Genomic DNA, 15,957 nt, shown 5'->3' with positions numbered 1-15,957 from the left:
GGATGCTTTATGGCCAGAATTCTGGTGGTTGACGACGAAGTCGGTATACGCGAGCTTTTGTCGGAAATCCTTTACGACGAGGGACACACGGTCGAGCTGGCCGAAAACGCGGCGCAAGCGCGCGCTGCCCGTCTTCGCATGCGTCCCGATCTGGTGTTGCTGGACATCTGGATGCCGGACACCGACGGTGTCAGCCTGCTCAAGGAGTGGGGCTCGCAAGGCTTGCTGGATATGCCTGTCATCATGATGAGCGGCCACGCCACCATCGACACGGCAGTCGAAGCCACGCGCATCGGCGCCATGGATTTCCTGGAAAAGCCCATCACGCTGCAGCGTCTGCTCAAGACCGTTGCCGCGGGTCTGGCACGGGGCCGCGTGCCGCATCCGGCGCCGGCCGCCGCCAATCCGGCGGTCGCCAGCCCGGTGGTCGCACTGGAAGACGAACTCGATCCGCCGGCCGCGCTGGCTGCCGTGTCCGTCAACGATGCGCCGGCCACCTCCAACGGCCAGCTTGGCAGCATCTCGCTGGACCAGCCGCTGCGCGAGGCGCGCGACGAGTTCGAGCGCATCTACTTCGAATATCACCTGGTCAGGGAAAGCCACAGCATGACGCGCGTGTCCGAACGCACCGGGCTGGAACGCACCCACCTCTACCGCAAGCTCAAGCAATTGGGCATCGAGTCCGCGCGCAAGCGCAGCACATGAAGATCCTCATCATGGGCGCTGGTCGCGTAGGCACCAGCGTGGCGGAAAACCTGGTGTCCGAGCAAAACGACATCACGGTCATCGATTCCGCCCCCGCCCAGCTGCAATACCTGCAAGAACACTTCGACCTGCGTGTCGTCCTGGGAGACGGCTCGCAGGTGTCGGTGCTTGAAAACGCCGGCGCCGCCGATACCGATCTTTTCATCGCCTGTGCGGCTTCCGACGCCGCCAACATGGTCGCGTGCAAGATTGCGCGCCAGCTCTTCAACATTCCCCGCCGCATCGCCCGCATCCGTTCGGCCGAGTTTCCCGAACATCCCGAACTCATGAGCGAAGAAGGCTTCTGCATCGACGCGCTCATCAGCCCCGAACGCAGCGTCACCACTTACCTTCACAGCCTGATCGAATTTCCCGAGGCCTTGCAGGTCGTGGAATTTGCGGAAGGGCGCGTCAGCGTCGTGACGGTCCGGGTGGGGCATGGCAGCCCGATGGCGCATTCGTCCGTCGACAAGCTGCGCGACGTCTGGCCGGACGTGAAGGCGCGCGTGATCGACGTGCTGCGCGGCGGGCGTCCCCTGCGCGCGGGCAGCGGCACCGTCATCGCGCCGGGCGACGAAGTCGTGCTGGTCGTGGATTCCGACCATGCCCGCCGCGCGGTACGCAAGCTGCGAGACGCCGAGCGGGCCGTGCGCCGCGTGATGATCGCGGGCGGCGGCAATATCGGCCTGCGCCTCGCGCGGCAGCTCGCCGAAGAAAAGTACAGCGTGCGCATCATCGAGCACGACCTCAAGCGCTGCGAGTACCTGGCGACCCAGCTGCCGGACAGCGTACTGGTCCTGCACGGCAGCGGCACCGACGAGGCGCTGCTCGAGCGCGAAAACATCGAGGACATGGACACCTGGCTGGCGCTGACCAGCGACGACGAGGACAACATCATGTCCTCGCTGCTGGCCAAGCGGTTGGGCGCACGCAAGGTGATCGCGCTGATCAACCGGCAGGCGTACGGCGAGCTGATGCAGGGCAGCCATATCGACATCGCGGTGTCGCCGTCGCAAGCCACCATGAGCGAACTGCTGCGCCATGTGCGCCGCGGCGACGTGGTCGCCGTGCACCGGCTGCGCCAGGGCGTGGCGGAGGCCCTGGAGGCCATTGCCCACGGCGACCGCTCCACGTCCAAGGTGGTGGGCCGCGCGGTGGGCAAGATCAGCCTGCCCAAGGGCGCCAGCATCGGCGCGCTGGTGCGCGGCGAAGAAATCATCCTGCCCGACGCCGATACCGTCATCGAAACCGACGACCACGTCATCGTCTTCGTGCCCTCGCGCCAGCAGATGCCGCGCGTGGAAAAGCTGTTCCAGGTCTCGGCGTCCTTCTTCTGATGCGCTGCCCCTCTCACTCCTTGCGTGGGCCGCGCGCGGCCGGATAAGCCTTCATGAAGCGCGTTCTGGCCACCCTGTACATCCTGGGCCTCACCATGGTGATGTTCGCCCTCACCATGCTGATCCCGCTGTTCATCGCCTATGTAGGGGCGGACGGGGCGCGCGACGCGTTCCGGAACGGGTTTCTCATTTCGGTGGGCATTGGCGGCGGCCTGGCCGCGCTGACCCGGCGCAACCGCAGTGAATTGCGGGCGCGCGACGGCTTCGTGCTGGTGTCTGCGGTGTGGGCGGGCCTGCCCTTGCTGGCGGCCATTCCGCTCTTGCTGTATTTCCATGGCGCGGGGCTGCCCTTGTCCTTCACCGGGGCCTATTTCGAGGCGATGTCCGGGCTGACCACGACGGGCGCCACGGTCCTGACCAACCTGGACACCTTGCCGCCGTCGATCAACCTGTGGCGTGCCACGCTGATCTGGATCGGCGGCATGGGCATCCTGGTGCTGGCCGTCGCCATTCTTCCCCTGCTGGGCGTGGGCGGCCACCAGGTGGTCCGGGCGGAAACCCCGGGCCCGATGAAGGACGAGCGGCTGACCCCGCGCATCGCCAGCACGGCCAAGGCGCTGTACGCGGTGTACTTCGTGTTTTCGATTCTCTGTTTCCTGGCGTACCGGCTGGCCGGCCTGTCCTGGTTCGAGGCCTGGTGCCACATGGCCACCACCATGGGGCTGGGGGGCTTTTCCACCTGGGACGACGGGTTCGCGCACTTTGACTCCGTGGCGGTCGAAATGGTGGCGATGGTGTTCATGCTGATCGCCGGGATCAACTTCGCGACGCACTTCAACGCCTTCCGCCAGCGCAGCCCGCGTGCCTATTGGCGCTGCCCGGAGGCCATCCCGTACCTGGTCGTGGTGCTGGGAGTGGGCGTGATCATCTCGGTGTACCTGTTCATCAAGGACGTCTACACGGATCCCCTGGAGGCGCTGCGCTACGGGATGTTCAACACCATCTCCATGGCCACCACCACGGGCTATGCCAACACGGACTTTGCGCAGTGGCCGCTGTTTGCGCCGCTGACGATGCTGCTGCTGTCGGGCTTTGCGACCTCGGCCGGGTCGACGGGGGGCGGGATCAAGATGATCCGCGCCATCCTGCTGATCAAGCAGGCCCGCAACGAGCTGGTGACGATGCTGCACCCGCATGCCGTCAGTCCGGTCCGGATCAACGGCAGGGCGGTGGAGACCCGGACCATGTCGTCCGTGCTGGCCTTCATGCTGTTCTACGGCCTGTCGATCGCCGTGTTCACCAGCCTGCTGCTGCTCTCGGGCCTGGACCCCATCACGGCGTTCTCGGCGGTGTTTGCCAGCGTGAACAACACGGGGCCGGGGCTGGGGCCCGTGGGTCCGATGGGCTCGTTCGCCGTGCTGTCGGACTTCCAGATCTGGGTCTGCACCTTTGCCATGCTGATCGGCCGCCTGGAGCTCTTGACCGTGCTGGTCCTGTTCACACCGATCTTCTGGCGCAAATAGCCGCCGTCCGGCGTCAATTTGATAAGGGATAACCCTAATGAGGGTTATCCCATCCCCCCTCAGAATCCCCGTCAATACAGGCTTTCGGCGCCTGGCGCGCTGGCGACCCGCGCCAATCCTATGCTGTGAGCGCTTGCTTACTTTTCTTCAGAGGGCAAAACCGGATGATTCGCGATGTTGCACACAAATGTCACGATTTTCAATCGTTTTGCCACAAAGCTGCGGCTATCATGCGTTCACAAGCCGCCGTCTAGCGCCCCCCGGGAAGTTGCCGGGCTTCAAGGTCGAACGGCGCATACCCTCATCAAACATTCAAAGGAGTCCGAGATGGAACAAATCCCGTTCATTTCGTCGGCCCCCAACACCCTGGGCATCGAACTCGAGCTGCAACTGATCGACCCCCGCAGTTTTGACCTTGCTGCAGCCTCTGACGAACTGTTGGCCCAGATGGCCAACCATCCTATTGCCGACCGCGTCAAACCCGAAATCACGCGGTCCATGATCGAACTGAACTCCTCGGTGCACGAGCACCCCATGCGCCTTCTGGCCGAAATGCGCGAGATGCGCGATGCCCTGGTTGAAGCGGCCGACGCGGTGGGCGTGTCGGTGGCGGGCGGCGGCGCCCATCCCTTCATGCGCTGGCAGGAACGCTCCATCTCGGATACCCCGCGCTTCCAGTACCTGGCCGAAATGTACGGTTACCTGGCGCGTCAATTTACGGTTTTCGGCCAGCACATCCATCTGGGCGTGAAGAGCGGCGACGATTCCATCAAGCTTTTGCGCCGCCTGTCGCCCTACGTGCCGCATTTCATCGCGCTGTCGGCCTCTTCGCCCTACTGCGAGGGGGTGGATACCCTGTTCTCGTGCTCGCGCCTGAACGCGGTCAACAGCTTCCCGCTGGCCGGGCATATGCCCGCCGAGGTCAAGGACTGGTACCAGTTCGAGGCCCATCTGTCGCAACTGCGCGCCTTCGGCCTGGCTGAAAGCATCAAGGACCTGTACTGGGATATCCGTCCCAAGCCTGAATACGGCACGGTCGAGATCCGTGTTTGCGACACGCCGCTGACCGTGGAACGCGCCTGCCAGGTGGCGGCGTTTGCCCAGGTGCTGGCGGTGCTGCTGATGCGCGAGGAAGATCCCAGCGACAACGCGTGGCTGTCCTATCGCAGCAACCATTTCCAGGCCTGCCGTTTTGGCCTGCAGGGCAGCTACGTGACGCCGGAAGGGCAACGCGTGCGCCTGATCGACCATCTGCGTGCGCTGTTCCAGCGTCTGATGCCGGTGGCCGAGGAACTGGGCACCGGCGACATGATCGCCGCCCTGCGCGACGATGCCATGCGCGCCGGCAACGATGCCCGCTGGCTGCGTAGCCAGTATCACCGCCTGCGCGACCTGCCGCTGATGGTGGAGGCCATGTCCAATGCCTGGCGCGGCACGGCGGCCCCCGTCGCGCCGCCCGCGGAGCCCACTGCGGTGCTGCGCCGCCGGATCCGGGCGACGTCCGAGCCCATGCAGAGCCTGGCCGCGTCCGAGCCCGGCGTCATCGTGCCCGAACGGCTGCACTAGGAAGCCAGCGGCGGGGCCCCCGTGTCAGGGGGCGCCGCGGTGCCGGCCGCCGATCGCGCTGACGGACAGGCGGGTTTCTCCCGCCACGGTCCGATGCGCGGCGGCGCGCCAGGCGTGGCCGTACGCCACCTCGATGCTCAGCACGATAAGACCATCGGCATTGCGCTGCGCTTCCAGCGCGGCGCACAGGCGGTCGCGCCAATCCCGTCCCACCAGCCCGCCGCGGCGGCCTTCGGCCGGGTTTCCGCCCAGGGCGCGCACGTCCTGCAGCAGCTTTTCCGGGCTGCGATAGGTCAGGGTCAGGATTTCCTGGTCCATGACCGGATCCGCGAAGCCGTTCTCAACCAGCAGGTCGCCGAAGTCGTGCATGTCCACGAAGGACGGCGTGGCGGTGCGCAGGCCCGCGTCGGCCACCGCCTGGCGCAGTTCGCGCAGGGTGGCCGGGCCCAGACAGGAAAACATCGCCAGGCCGCCCACTTTCAGGATGCGGCGCCACTCGGCCAGCACGGCGTGCGGTTCGCGGTGCCAGTGCATGGCCATGTTCGACCACACCAGTTCCAGCGATTCGGGCGGCAGGCCCGTGTTTGCCAGATCCGCATTGACGAACGCGGGGGCGGCGGGGCCGCGGCGCGCCAGCTTGCCAATCCAGGCCGACAGGCCGCCCGGCGCGTGGCGCTTGCGCGCTTGGCCGAGCAGCGGCTCACAGTTGTCCAGGCCGGTATAGGCGGCATCCGGGTAGCGCTCGCGCAGCAACGGCAGGTTGTCGCCGGCGCCGCAGCCGGCGTCCAGCAAGGCTTGCGGCTGCACGCGGATGTACTGCAGCCGGCCGAGCATGCGGCGCGCCACCTCGCCATAAAGGAATTGGGCGTCAGCCAGGTCGCCGCGGCGCGCGAACTGGCGCGGCACGTCGGCGCTGACGAGGGGCAGGGAGGGGGGCGTTGCGGTTTCTGGCAGGGACATTTCGGTCGCGCCCGCGGGATCGCCCGGGGCGGAGCATGGTTTGATCTGGGATGGCACACATTATTGCGCATCCCGGCCGCAGGCTCCGATTGCCCCTACTGGACATGGGGCGACGGCTGCTGTCGCGCGTAGGCGGCGATTGCCCGTTATGCGGTGCCCGGGTCGCGGGGGCGCGGCTGTGCGCCGGCTGCCAGGCAGACATCATGGCCGGGCCGCCAGGCACACCTGACAGATGCCCGCAGTGCGGGCTTCGCCTCAAGGACGGCGGGCAGCATTGCGCGGCCTGCCTGGCCGCGCCGTGCGCGTTCAGACGGACCGTCGCCGCCTTCGATTACGCGCCGCCCGGCGACTCGCTGATCCTGATGCTCAAGACGCAGCTGCGGCTCAGCATGGCGCCGGTGCTGGCGCGGTTGATGGCGCAGGCGTTGCTGGCGTCGGACGGGGCAGCCAGCCAGGGCAAGGGCACCTGGCCTGCCGATCTGCTCCTGGTCCCCATCCCGGCCAGCCGCGCGTCGCTGCGCCAGCGCGGCATGAACCCGGCGGCCGAGATCGCGCGCAGCCTGGCGGCCGAACTGTCGCTGCCCGCGCCGCGCCTTGTCCTGGCGCGGCGGCGCGAGACGCCCCGCCAAGCCACGCTGGACCGGCGCGCCAGGCAGCGCGGGGCCGTGGGTCTTTTCACCTGCTCCGGCACCGTTCTTGGCCGGCATGTGGCGGTGGTGGACGACGTGATGACCACCGGCAGCACCGCTGGGGCCGCGGCGCAGGCCCTGATGGCGGCGGGCGCGGCCAGCGTCACGGTGCTGGTCGCCGCGCGCACGCCCTGACGCCGGATTGCATCGGCCGGCGTCCAGGCCGGGCCGCCTGGATGGCCCGCCGCGCGCCGGCCCATCCAGGCAAATCGGCGACAATCACGCCTGCGGCCGCTTCCGGCCGCACGCCTTTTATCTTCCCTGCACCATGTTCCACGTCATTCTTGTCTGCCCGGAGATCCCGCCCAACACGGGCAACGCCATTCGCCTGTGCGCCAATACCGGCGCGCAGCTGCATCTGGTGCGGCCGTTGGGGTTTGAACTGGATGATGCCCGCATGCGGCGGGCCGGGTTGGACTATCACGAGTGGCAACCCGTGCGCGTGCACGACACGCTGCGCGAGGCGCTGGAAGATACCGGCGCGGCCGCGTCCAGCATCTATGCGCTGACCACGCACGCGCAGCGCAGCGTGGCCGATGTCAGTTTCAAACCGGGGGATGTATTCGTGTTTGGCCGCGAAAGCGCCGGCCTGTCCGACGAGCACCAGGCGATGTTTCCGCCGCAGCAGCGCCTGCGGCTGCCGATGCGCGCCGGCCAGCGCAGCCTGAACCTGTCGAATGCCGTGGCGGTCACGGTGTTCGAAGCCTGGCGCCAGCAGGGATACGAAGGGGGCGCGTAGGCGCCGCCCTTCGGCCGGGAAGCTCAGTCCAGCGACAGTTTGAGCTTGTCGATCACCTGGTCCCAACGCGCCTTTTCATTCTTGATGCGGGCGGTCAGGGCTTCCGGGGTGGACGGGGCGGGCGTGAAGTATTGCAGCGCAAGCTGCTTGCGCACGGCATCGCTATTGATGATGCGCGCCAGTTCGCTATTGAGCCGTTCGACGATCGGCGTGGGCGTGCCGGCCGGCGCCAGGATCGCATTCCACGAGATGGCCTCGAAATCCGGATAGCCTTGCGAGGCCATGGTCGGCACGCCGGGCAGGGCGTCGCTGGGCTGCAGGCTGGTCACGGCCAGCAGCTTGACCTTGCCGTCGCGCGCCTGCGGCACGGCGATCGCCGGCACCATGAAGCCCGCCTGCACGTCGCCGCCGATGATGGCGGTGATGACCTGGGGAAAGCCGGAGTACGGAATGTGCGCCAGGTCCACGCCCGCGCTCTCCTTGAACATCTCCATGGCCAGGTGGGCCGAGCTGCCCGGGCCAACCGACCCGTAGTTCAGCGAATTGCCGCGGCCTTTGACCAGCTTGACGAAGTCCTGGACGTTGTCGACCTTCAGGCTGCCCGGCACCACCAGCACGTTGGGGCTGGTGCCCACCAGCGACACCGGCTCCAGATCGGTCAGGGGGTCGTAGCCCAGCGTCTTCTTGTACAGGGTGGGGGCGGTGACCAGCGGGCCGTTGATCGTGTAGAGCAGCGTGTAGCCGTCGGGCTTGGCCTGCGCCACCATGCGCGTGCCGATGTTGCCGCCCGCGCCCGGCTTGTTGTCGATGACGATGGGCTGACCCAGGGCCTGGGAAAGCGGCTCGGAAATCGTGCGCGCCAGGATGTCGGGAGACGAGCCCGGCGGAAAGGGCACCACCATGTGGATCGGGCGCTCAGGCCAGTCGGCGTGGGCGGCAAAGGGCACGATGGCGGCCAGGCTCAGGCAAAGGCCACGCAGCAGCGGGCCGACCCGGAACTTGCGGGTTTGCGTCATGAAGGATGTCTCCTCGGGGTGGGTGTCGTGTGTTGTTGTCGGAGCGGAATGGACAGAGGCGCGGTCTAGGCGGCGCCGAAGGCCTCGCCGGAGCCGGACCCTTCGTAACGCGCATCCCGCGCCAGCAGGGCCGAGACGGCCGTCATGGGCGCCACGCCTTCGAACAGCACGGCGCACACGGCTTCGGTAATGGGCAATTCGACATTGATGGCGCGGGCGCGTTCCAGCGCGGCGCGGGCGCAGCGCACGCCCTCGGCGGTGATGCCGCTGGCCAGGATGTCAGCCAGCTTGCGGCCGGCGCCGATCTCCAGGCCCACGCGCCGGTTGCGCGATAGCTCGCCCGTGGCGGTCAGCACCAGATCGCCCAGGCCGGTCAGCCCGGCGAAGGTTTCGGCCTGCGCGCCCAGCGCGACGCCAAAACGGGTCATCTCGGCCAGACCGCGGGTAATCAGGGCCGCGCGGGCATTGGTGCCCAGCGCAAGGCCGTCGCAGATGCCGCAGGCAACCGCGATCACGTTCTTTAGCGCGCCGCCCACCTCGACGCCGACCAGGTCGGTGCTGGCGTAGACCCGCAGCGCCGCGCCATGGAACGCCGCGGTCGTGGCCTCGCGCAGCGCGGGGCTGCTGCTGGCGACCGTCAGCGCGACGGGCAGGCCTTGCGCGACCTCGCGGGCGAACGAGGGGCCTGACAAGGCGCCGCCCGTTGCGCCGGGCAGGGCCTCGCGCATGATTTCGTGGGGCAGCCTGGCCGTGTCGGCTTCAAAGCCCTTGCACGTCCAGACGATGGGAGTGTCCTGCAGGCCCAGCGCGGGCAGCCGCTGCGACAGCGCTTCGCAAATGGACATGAGGCCCGCGACGGGCACGCCCAGCACGATCAGGGGGCGCGCGGCGTCGTCCTGCAAGGTGCGCAGCGTGGCGTCCAGATCGGCGGAAAACTGCAGCGTCTTGGGCAGGGAAATGCCCGCCAGATAGCGGGCATTTTCGTGGGTGGCGGCCATGGCGGCCGCTTGCGCGGCTTCGCGCGCCCAGAGCTGGGTGGGGTGGCGGCGGCTGGCGGCCGCCGCCAGCGCGGTGCCCCAACTGCCCGCACCCAGGACGGCGACGCGCAGGCGCGGCTCGGCGGGTTGGTTCATGGGGCGCCGCGGGGTGCTTACTGGCGGGTCGCGCCGGGGGGCAGGATGATGCCCGAGTCGCCACCGCTACCATTGGCGGCGCCAGCCTGCTGCTGTTGCAGTTCGGCGATGCGCTGTTCGTACAGGGCCTGGAAGTTGACTTCGGTCAGGTGCAGCGGGGGCATCGAGGTGCGGGTGATCGCGTCGGCGATGTTGGCGCGCAGGTACGGGTAGAGCATCGTGGGGCAGACAATGCCCAGCAGCGGATCAAGCTGTTCTTCGGGGATGTTGGCCGCTTCGAAGATGCCGGCTTGCGTGCCTTCGACCAGGTACACGACCTTGTCGTTGATGCGGGTGGTGACGGTGACGGTGACCGTGGTTTCGAACACGGTTTCGGCCAGGCGCTGACCGCCCACGGTGATGCTCACCTCGACCTGGGGCGCTTCCTGCTCCAGGAACACGTGAGGCGCGTTAGGCATTTCCAGCGAGAGGTCTTTCAGGTAGACGCGCTGCAGATTGAACGAGGGCGCGTCGTTGCCGCCTTCTTGCTGGGAGTTTTGGTCTTGATCAGCCATGAGTGTTTCCGTTGGTGGGAGAGGCAAAAAGGGGCGATTAGCCGTTCAGCAAGGGGGTGAGTCCACCCGAGCGGTCCAGGGCCATCAGGTCGTCGCAACCGCCGACATGGGTATCGCCGATGAAGATCTGCGGGACGGTGCGCCGGCCGGTGCGTTCGATCATGACATCGCGCTGGGACGGTTCCCGGTCGATCTGGATGATTTCCAGGTCGGTCACGCCGCGCTGCTCGAGCAGCGACTTGGCGCGGGCGCAATAAGGGCAATAGTCCTTGCTGTACATGACGACTTTGTTCATAGGGCGCTCCTGTGGGTACAAGGATAGGTAGATGGGGGCGAGTCCGCCCGCTTCAACCCTTCTGGGTGACCGGCAGGCTGGCGGCGGACCAGGCGCGCATGCCGCCTTCCAGCGGCACGACGTCGGTAAAGCCCTGAGCGCGCAGCTTGGCGGCGGCGCGGGCCGAATCGCGGCCATTGTCGCAAACCACCACGAGCGGCTTGTTCTTGGGCAGCGAGCTGGCCTTCTGCTCGATGTCGGCTGCCGGCACGTTTCGTGCCTGGGCAATGTGGCCGGCCTGGAATTGCTCGGCAGGGCGCACGTCGACCCACACGGCATTGCGCTGGTTGACCATCTGGATGGCTTCATTCGTGCTGATGGCAGATCCGGTACGGCCCTTGCGCAGGGCCGGAATGATCAGCATCACGCCAGACACCACGGCGACGGCGACAATGAAAATGTTGTTTTTATCGAGCAAGAATTGCAAAAGGTCCACGAAGGCTTCCTGTAGTACGTCGGCTGGCGCTACGCCGGCTTGCATGTCGGCAAGTCCGCCGGCCAGCCGGGTAGGGGCGAACCCTGATGCATCGCGTCCAGGACATGGACGCGGTGCGCCGGGGCAGAATCACGGGCAAAATCACTCAATTATAAAATGAGCCCATTCCTTAACCATCCTCCAACTTTAACCCGCGCTGCGGGCGCCCCAAACCATGCACAAACTCGTACTGATGCGCCACGGTGAAAGCCAGTGGAATCTTGAAAACCGTTTCACCGGCTGGACCGACGTCGACCTGACCGACACGGGCCGCGAACAGGCCCGCAAGGCGGGCGAACTGCTCAAGAAGGAAGGCTTCGCCTTCGACCTGGCCTACACCTCCGTGCTCAAGCGCGCCATCCGCACCCTGTGGATCGCGCTGGACGCCATGGACGCCATGTACACCCCGGTCGGCGTGAACTGGCGCCTGAACGAGCGCCATTACGGCGCCCTGCAAGGCCTGAACAAGTCCGAAACCGCCGCCAAGTACGGCGACGAGCAGGTGCTGATCTGGCGCCGCGCCTACGCCATCGCCCCGGAACCGTTGTCCCTGGACGACGAACGCCACCCGCGTTTCGACAGCCGCTACGCCAAGATTCCGGCCGACCAGCTGCCCGCCACCGAGTGCCTGAAGGACACCGTGGCCCGCGTGCTGCCGTTCTGGAATGAATCGATCGCGCCGGCCATCCGTTCCGGCCGCCAGGTGCTGATCGCCGCCCACGGCAACAGCCTGCGCGCCCTGATCAAGCATCTGGACAACGTGTCGGACGACGACATCGTCAACCTGAACATTCCGACCGGCCAGCCGCTCGTCTATGAACTGGATGATGACCTGCGCCCGATCCGCCACTATTATCTGGGCGATGCCGCCGAGATCGAGGCGGCCATGGCTGCGGTTGCAGCCCAGGGCAAGGCCAAGAAGGACTGATATCTCTATGCGTCGCACGGCGGGGTTGTTGTTGGCGGTCATGTTGGCCAGTGGGACGCTGCCTGCGCGCGCCGCGTCCAGCGACCTTGCCGGGCGTCAGTCCGATGCCGAGAAACAGCAGGCCGCCTTGCGCGACCGCATCGAGAGCCTGCAAAAGGAAATCGACGACCGCGAGGCCGCCCGCAAAGAGGCGGCCGACGCGCTCAAGCAGTCGGAATCGTCCATTTCCCGGATCAACCTGCGCCTGAAGGAACTGGCCGAGGCCAACCGCAAGGCGACGGCCGATCTCGCGTCGCTGGAAAAGCAGATCGCCGCGCAGGAGGCCGTGCTGGCCAAGCGCCGCGTCGAACTGGCCGACCAGCTGCGCACCCAATACACCAGCGGCCTGTCGCCCTGGACGGCGCTGCTCTCCGGCGACGATCCCCAGGTGCTGGGCCGTAATCTGGGCTATCTGGACTACGTGTCCCGCGCCCGGGCCGACGCTGTCAAGGCCTTGCGGGCCGACATCGACCGCCTGGCGGCGTTGCAAGCCCGCGCGGATGAACGCCGCGCCGAAATCGAAAAAGGGGTCGCCGAGACCTCCGAACAGAAAACCGCGCTGGTCGCGCAGCAAAAAGAGCGCGCCAGCCTGCTGGCCCAGCTGGAAGGGCAGATCGCCGCCCAGCGCGCCGAGGCCAACAAGCTCGGACGTGACGACCAGCGCCTGTCGCGGCTCATCACCGATCTGGACGCGGCGATTGCCAAGCAGATCGAGGACGCGCGCAAGGCGGAAGAGGCGCGCAAGCGCGCCGAGGAAGTCCGCCGGGCCGAGGAGGCGCGGCGTGCGGCCGAGGAAGCACGCCGCGTGGCCGAAGAAACCAAGAAGCGCGCCGAGGCCGAACGCCGCGCGCAGGACGCCCGCCGCAAGGCCGAGGCCGACCGCAAGGTCGCCGAGGACGGCGCCCGCCGCGACAACGAAGCCCGCGAGGCCGCCCAGGCGCGCGAACAGGGCGAGGCGGCCGCCCGCCAGAATCGGGGCCCGGTGGCCGTGGCCGACCCGGATGCCGCCGGATTGCGTCCCGCCGAGCAGCGCCAGACCCGCATTGGCGGCCCTGCCGATACGCCGGCGCAAACAAAGCCTGCCGAACCGCCCAAAAAGACGGAACCGATTGACGAGCCCGCCACTCCAACGCGCAGTGCATCGGCTCAGCAGACCGCAAAGGCGCCGCCCGTGGGCGGCGGCAGTGGTCTGCGGCACGGGCTGACCATGCCGGTGCGCGGCCAGGTGCAGGGCAGGTTCGGGGTGGATCGCCCGGACGGGGGCGTATGGCGGGGCGTGGTGCTGCGCGCGCCAGAAGGGACGCCCGTCAAGGTGGTGGCCCCCGGTACTGTGGTTTACGCCGATTGGCTGCGCGGCTTTGGCAACCTGATCATTGTGGATCATGGCCAGCAGTACCTGACCGTCTATGCTTACAACCAGAGCCTGCTCAAACGGGTGGGCGATCCGGTGGCTGGCGGCGATACTATTGCAACCGTCGGCGCAACCGGCGGCCAAGTGGAATCCGGCCTATACTTTGAAATTCGCCATCGTGGCGCTCCAGTGGACCCGGCCCAATGGCTGGCGCAGTAGATGTAGGTCGTCCGGTCGTGCACCGGTTTGCTGGGATGCGATCGGCGCAGATGCTGTCGGTAAATGAATGTCGTTGGAAAAATACCGTTGGTAAATTACCAAACCCATCGGCGAAAACAAAATTCGGGAAGTGTGCATGGGCACTCGTAAGTTTCGCGGTTTCGGTCTGATTGCCATCGGTGCGGTGGCTGGCGTGTTGCTCAGTGTTGGCGTGACTGCGGTCGCCCAGCGCGGCAGCCCCCTGCCTCTGGACGAGCTCAGGCAACTGAGCAATGTGTTTGCCGCCATCAAGAACAACTACGTCGAGGCCGTCGACGACAAGACCCTGATCGACAATGCCATCTCCGGCATGGTGTCGAACCTGGATCCCCACTCCGCCTATCTGGATGCCGACGCGTTCCGCGAGATGCAGACCGCGACGCAAGGCGAGTTCGGCGGCCTGGGCATCGAGGTCGGCGCCGAAGACGGCTTCGTGAAGGTCATCTCGCCCATCGAAGACACGCCCGCCGCCCGCGCGGGCGTCATGGCTGGCGACCTCATCATCAAGATCGACGACACGCCCACCAAGGGCATGACCCTGAACGACGCGGTCAAGCTCATGCGCGGCGCGCCCAAGTCGCCCATCACCCTGACGATCATGCGCGCCGACCGGCCGCAGCCGATCGTCGTGAAGATCGTGCGCGACATCATCAAGGTGCGCAGCGTGCGCAGCAAGATGCTGGACAACGGCATCGCCTACGTGCGCGTCGCCCAGTTCCAGGAAAAGACCGGCGCCGATCTCGCCCGCCAGCTCAAGGAGCTGGGCGCGAAGGAACCGCCCAAGGGCCTCGTGCTGGACCTGCGCAATGACCCGGGTGGCCTGTTGACCAGCGCCATCGGCGTGTCTGGCGCGTTCCTGCCGCCAGATGCGCTCATCGTGTCCACGGACGGCCGCACCCCGGACGCCCGCCACAAGTACCTGGCCACGCCTTCGGAATATGCTCGCGGCGAAAGCAACTACCTGTCCGGCCTGCCGGCCTGGACCAAGACGGTCCCGATGGTGGTGCTGGTGAACGTGGGCTCGGCTTCGGCATCCGAAATCGTGGCCGGCGCGCTGCAAGACCACAAGCGCGCCAAGGTGCTGGGCAACCGCACGTTCGGCAAGGGCTCGGTGCAGGTGATCCTGCCGCTGTCCGAATCCACCGCGGTCAAGCTCACCACGTCGCGCTACTTCACGCCCAGCGGCCGCTCCATCCAGGCGACCGGCATCGAGCCGGACTACGTCGTTGCCGACACGGCCGACGGCGATCTGTTCCGCCTGCCGCGCGAAGCCGACCTGCAACGCCACCTGTCGAACCAGCAGACCACCAACGAGATCAAGTCCAGCGCCGACCAGGACAACGTGGAACTGCCGGCCAAGGTGTTTGAATTCGGCGGCAAGGACGACTTCCAGCTTCAGCAGGCGCTGAACCTGCTGGCCGGCAAGCCGGTGCAGAAGGGCTCGGCCCGCGCCCAGGCCAAGGCTGACGCCAAGGCCGGCGGCGGGACGCCCCAGCGCATGAAGATCACGCCGACCGGAGTCGAGCCCAGCAAGGACAAATGAACGACGAGCAACTGCTGCGCTACGCCCGCCACATCCTGCTGGACGAACTCGGGATCGAAGGGCAGGAAAAACTGCTGGCGGCGCGTGTGCTCATCGTGGGGGCGGGCGGATTGGGTTCGCCCGCCGCGCTCTACCTGGCCACCGCCGGTGTGGGCGACATCACGCTGGCCGACGACGACGTCGTCGAACTGAGCAATCTGCAACGCCAGATCCTGCACACCACCGCCAGCGTCGGCCGTCCCAAGGCCGAGTCCGGCCGCGACATGCTGGGCGCCTTCAATCCGCAGACCCGCGTTCATGCCCGGGTCGAGCGCTTGAAGGACCAGGCCCTGTCCGACGCGGTCGCCCAGGCGGACCTGGTGCTGGACTGCACCGACAACTTCACCACCCGTCACGCCATCAATCGCGCCTGCGTGCAGCATCGCAAGCCGCTGGTTTCCGGCGCCGCGATCCGCTTTGACGGCCAGGTCAGCGTCTACGACCTGCGCGACGACAACGCACCGTGCTATCACTGCCTGTTTCCCGAAGCCGACGACGTCGAGGAAGCCAACTGCGCCACCATGGGCGTGTTCGCGCCGGTGGTCGGCATCATCGGCAGCATGCAGGCCGCCGAAGCCCTGAAGCTGCTGTCCGGGGTGGGCGAAAGCCTGTCCGGACGCCTGCTCTGGCTGGACGTGCGCACCATGCAATGGCGCAGCGTCAACGTGCAGCGCGACCCGGAATGCACGGTTTGCGGGCACCGCGGGCACGGGTAAAGCCCGCCCGTAT

Annotated in this window: 16 protein-coding genes; 10 read left to right on the top strand and 6 right to left on the bottom strand. The window is 67.0% G+C overall.

The genetic code is table 11. The annotated features are described in order from the left end of the window. Positions 1–9 precede the first annotated feature (9 nt). From QEP15_RS24115 to QEP15_RS24100, 4 genes are all read left to right on the top strand, one after another. Positions 10–705 carry a response regulator gene (locus QEP15_RS24115; RefSeq protein ID WP_063952136.1) on the top strand — a complete coding sequence of 232 codons (696 nt, stop codon included), beginning with the start codon at positions 10–12 and terminating at the stop codon, positions 703–705. Continuing rightward, positions 702–2,081 carry a Trk system potassium transporter TrkA gene (trkA, locus tag QEP15_RS24110; protein WP_056319722.1) on the top strand — a complete coding sequence of 460 codons (1,380 nt, stop codon included), beginning with the start codon at positions 702–704 and terminating at the stop codon, positions 2,079–2,081. The genes QEP15_RS24115 and trkA overlap by 4 nt, the downstream gene beginning before the upstream one ends. Positions 2,082–2,134: 53 nt before the next feature. Next, complete coding sequence (locus QEP15_RS24105) at positions 2,135–3,604, top strand: TrkH family potassium uptake protein (RefSeq protein WP_128829521.1); 1,470 nt, start codon at positions 2,135–2,137, stop codon at positions 3,602–3,604. Between the two features lie 327 nt (positions 3,605–3,931). Beyond that, entirely contained in the window at positions 3,932–5,170 is a 1,239-nt protein-coding gene (locus QEP15_RS24100) for a YbdK family carboxylate-amine ligase (protein WP_175156579.1), read from the top strand. 24 nt (positions 5,171–5,194) lie between these two features. Here the strand turns inward: QEP15_RS24100 and QEP15_RS24095 are convergent, their stop codons facing one another. After that, positions 5,195–6,130 (bottom strand): methyltransferase domain-containing protein, encoded by a 936-nt coding sequence (locus QEP15_RS24095; RefSeq protein ID WP_280148199.1) that lies wholly within the window; start codon positions 6,128–6,130, stop codon positions 5,195–5,197. 203 nt (positions 6,131–6,333) lie between these two features. On the opposite strand from QEP15_RS24095, the gene QEP15_RS24090 reads away from it, so the two are divergent. Both QEP15_RS24090 and QEP15_RS24085 read left to right on the top strand, forming a co-directional pair. After that, positions 6,334–6,954, top strand: a complete 621-nt coding sequence (locus QEP15_RS24090) for a ComF family protein (protein WP_425285971.1) — start codon at positions 6,334–6,336, stop codon at positions 6,952–6,954. Positions 6,955–7,087: 133 nt separating this feature from the next. After that, positions 7,088–7,558 carry a tRNA (cytidine(34)-2'-O)-methyltransferase gene (locus QEP15_RS24085; protein ID WP_056319784.1) on the top strand — a complete coding sequence of 157 codons (471 nt, stop codon included), beginning with the start codon at positions 7,088–7,090 and terminating at the stop codon, positions 7,556–7,558. Positions 7,559–7,581: 23 nt separating this feature from the next. Here the strand turns inward: QEP15_RS24085 and QEP15_RS24080 are convergent, their stop codons facing one another. The 5 genes from QEP15_RS24080 to QEP15_RS24060 form a co-directional block, all read right to left on the bottom strand. Beyond that, positions 7,582–8,574: a Bug family tripartite tricarboxylate transporter substrate binding protein gene (locus QEP15_RS24080; RefSeq protein WP_056319730.1), complete on the bottom strand. Its 993-nt coding sequence runs from the start codon at positions 8,572–8,574 to the stop codon at positions 7,582–7,584. A gap of 65 nt (positions 8,575–8,639) precedes the next feature. Next, a complete protein-coding gene (locus QEP15_RS24075; protein ID WP_280148198.1) occupies positions 8,640–9,707 on the bottom strand; it encodes an NAD(P)H-dependent glycerol-3-phosphate dehydrogenase in 1,068 nt (355 codons plus the stop codon). A 17-nt stretch (positions 9,708–9,724) separates the two neighbouring features. Further along, positions 9,725–10,261 (bottom strand): protein-export chaperone SecB, encoded by a 537-nt coding sequence (gene secB, locus QEP15_RS24070; RefSeq protein ID WP_056319734.1) that lies wholly within the window; start codon positions 10,259–10,261, stop codon positions 9,725–9,727. A gap of 37 nt (positions 10,262–10,298) precedes the next feature. Beyond that, a complete protein-coding gene (grxC, locus tag QEP15_RS24065; protein WP_056319736.1) occupies positions 10,299–10,556 on the bottom strand; it encodes a glutaredoxin 3 in 258 nt (85 codons plus the stop codon). Between the two features lie 52 nt (positions 10,557–10,608). After that, positions 10,609–11,031, bottom strand: a complete 423-nt coding sequence (locus tag QEP15_RS24060) for a rhodanese-like domain-containing protein (RefSeq protein WP_056319739.1) — start codon at positions 11,029–11,031, stop codon at positions 10,609–10,611. 214 nt (positions 11,032–11,245) lie between these two features. Here QEP15_RS24060 and gpmA point away from each other — a divergent pair, with 214 nt between their 5' ends. From gpmA to QEP15_RS24040, 4 genes are all read left to right on the top strand, one after another. Continuing rightward, positions 11,246–11,998, top strand: coding sequence for a 2,3-diphosphoglycerate-dependent phosphoglycerate mutase (gpmA, locus tag QEP15_RS24055; protein ID WP_180097276.1), 753 nt, complete (start codon positions 11,246–11,248; stop codon positions 11,996–11,998). A 7-nt stretch (positions 11,999–12,005) separates the two neighbouring features. Further along, positions 12,006–13,607: a murein hydrolase activator EnvC family protein gene (locus tag QEP15_RS24050; protein ID WP_280148197.1), complete on the top strand. Its 1,602-nt coding sequence runs from the start codon at positions 12,006–12,008 to the stop codon at positions 13,605–13,607. Positions 13,608–13,743: 136 nt separating this feature from the next. Beyond that, complete coding sequence (locus tag QEP15_RS24045) at positions 13,744–15,189, top strand: S41 family peptidase (protein ID WP_152382862.1); 1,446 nt, start codon at positions 13,744–13,746, stop codon at positions 15,187–15,189. After that, positions 15,186–15,944, top strand: coding sequence for a HesA/MoeB/ThiF family protein (locus QEP15_RS24040; RefSeq protein WP_128829518.1), 759 nt, complete (start codon positions 15,186–15,188; stop codon positions 15,942–15,944). The genes QEP15_RS24045 and QEP15_RS24040 overlap by 4 nt, the downstream gene beginning before the upstream one ends. Positions 15,945–15,957: the final 13 nt, after the last annotated feature.

Source organism: Achromobacter mucicolens (assembly GCF_029866465.1).
GTDB classification, from domain to species: domain Bacteria; phylum Pseudomonadota; class Gammaproteobacteria; order Burkholderiales; family Burkholderiaceae_B; genus Achromobacter; species Achromobacter mucicolens.
This window is presented reverse-complemented; position numbering and strand designations above follow the sequence as displayed.

Bases quoted from the DNA above. Each gene is read 5' to 3' on its own strand.
- QEP15_RS24045 (WP_152382862.1), top strand. From the start codon at position 13,744: ATGGGCACTCGTAAGTTTCGCGGTTTCGGTCTGATTGCCATCGGTGCG.
- QEP15_RS24115 (WP_063952136.1), top strand. From the start codon at position 10: ATGGCCAGAATTCTGGTGGTTGACGACGAAGTCGGTATACGCGAGCTT.
- QEP15_RS24095 (WP_280148199.1), bottom strand. From the start codon at position 6,130: ATGTCCCTGCCAGAAACCGCAACGCCCCCCTCCCTGCCCCTCGTCAGC.
- QEP15_RS24040 (WP_128829518.1), top strand. From the start codon at position 15,186: ATGAACGACGAGCAACTGCTGCGCTACGCCCGCCACATCCTGCTGGAC.
- grxC (WP_056319736.1), bottom strand. From the start codon at position 10,556: ATGAACAAAGTCGTCATGTACAGCAAGGACTATTGCCCTTATTGCGCC.
- QEP15_RS24105 (WP_128829521.1), top strand. From the start codon at position 2,135: ATGAAGCGCGTTCTGGCCACCCTGTACATCCTGGGCCTCACCATGGTG.
- QEP15_RS24075 (WP_280148198.1), bottom strand. From the start codon at position 9,707: ATGAACCAACCCGCCGAGCCGCGCCTGCGCGTCGCCGTCCTGGGTGCG.
- QEP15_RS24085 (WP_056319784.1), top strand. From the start codon at position 7,088: ATGTTCCACGTCATTCTTGTCTGCCCGGAGATCCCGCCCAACACGGGC.
- trkA (WP_056319722.1), top strand. From the start codon at position 702: ATGAAGATCCTCATCATGGGCGCTGGTCGCGTAGGCACCAGCGTGGCG.
- QEP15_RS24100 (WP_175156579.1), top strand. From the start codon at position 3,932: ATGGAACAAATCCCGTTCATTTCGTCGGCCCCCAACACCCTGGGCATC.
- QEP15_RS24090 (WP_425285971.1), top strand. From the start codon at position 6,334: ATGGCCGGGCCGCCAGGCACACCTGACAGATGCCCGCAGTGCGGGCTT.
- gpmA (WP_180097276.1), top strand. From the start codon at position 11,246: ATGCACAAACTCGTACTGATGCGCCACGGTGAAAGCCAGTGGAATCTT.
- QEP15_RS24050 (WP_280148197.1), top strand. From the start codon at position 12,006: ATGCGTCGCACGGCGGGGTTGTTGTTGGCGGTCATGTTGGCCAGTGGG.
- QEP15_RS24080 (WP_056319730.1), bottom strand. From the start codon at position 8,574: ATGACGCAAACCCGCAAGTTCCGGGTCGGCCCGCTGCTGCGTGGCCTT.
- secB (WP_056319734.1), bottom strand. From the start codon at position 10,261: ATGGCTGATCAAGACCAAAACTCCCAGCAAGAAGGCGGCAACGACGCG.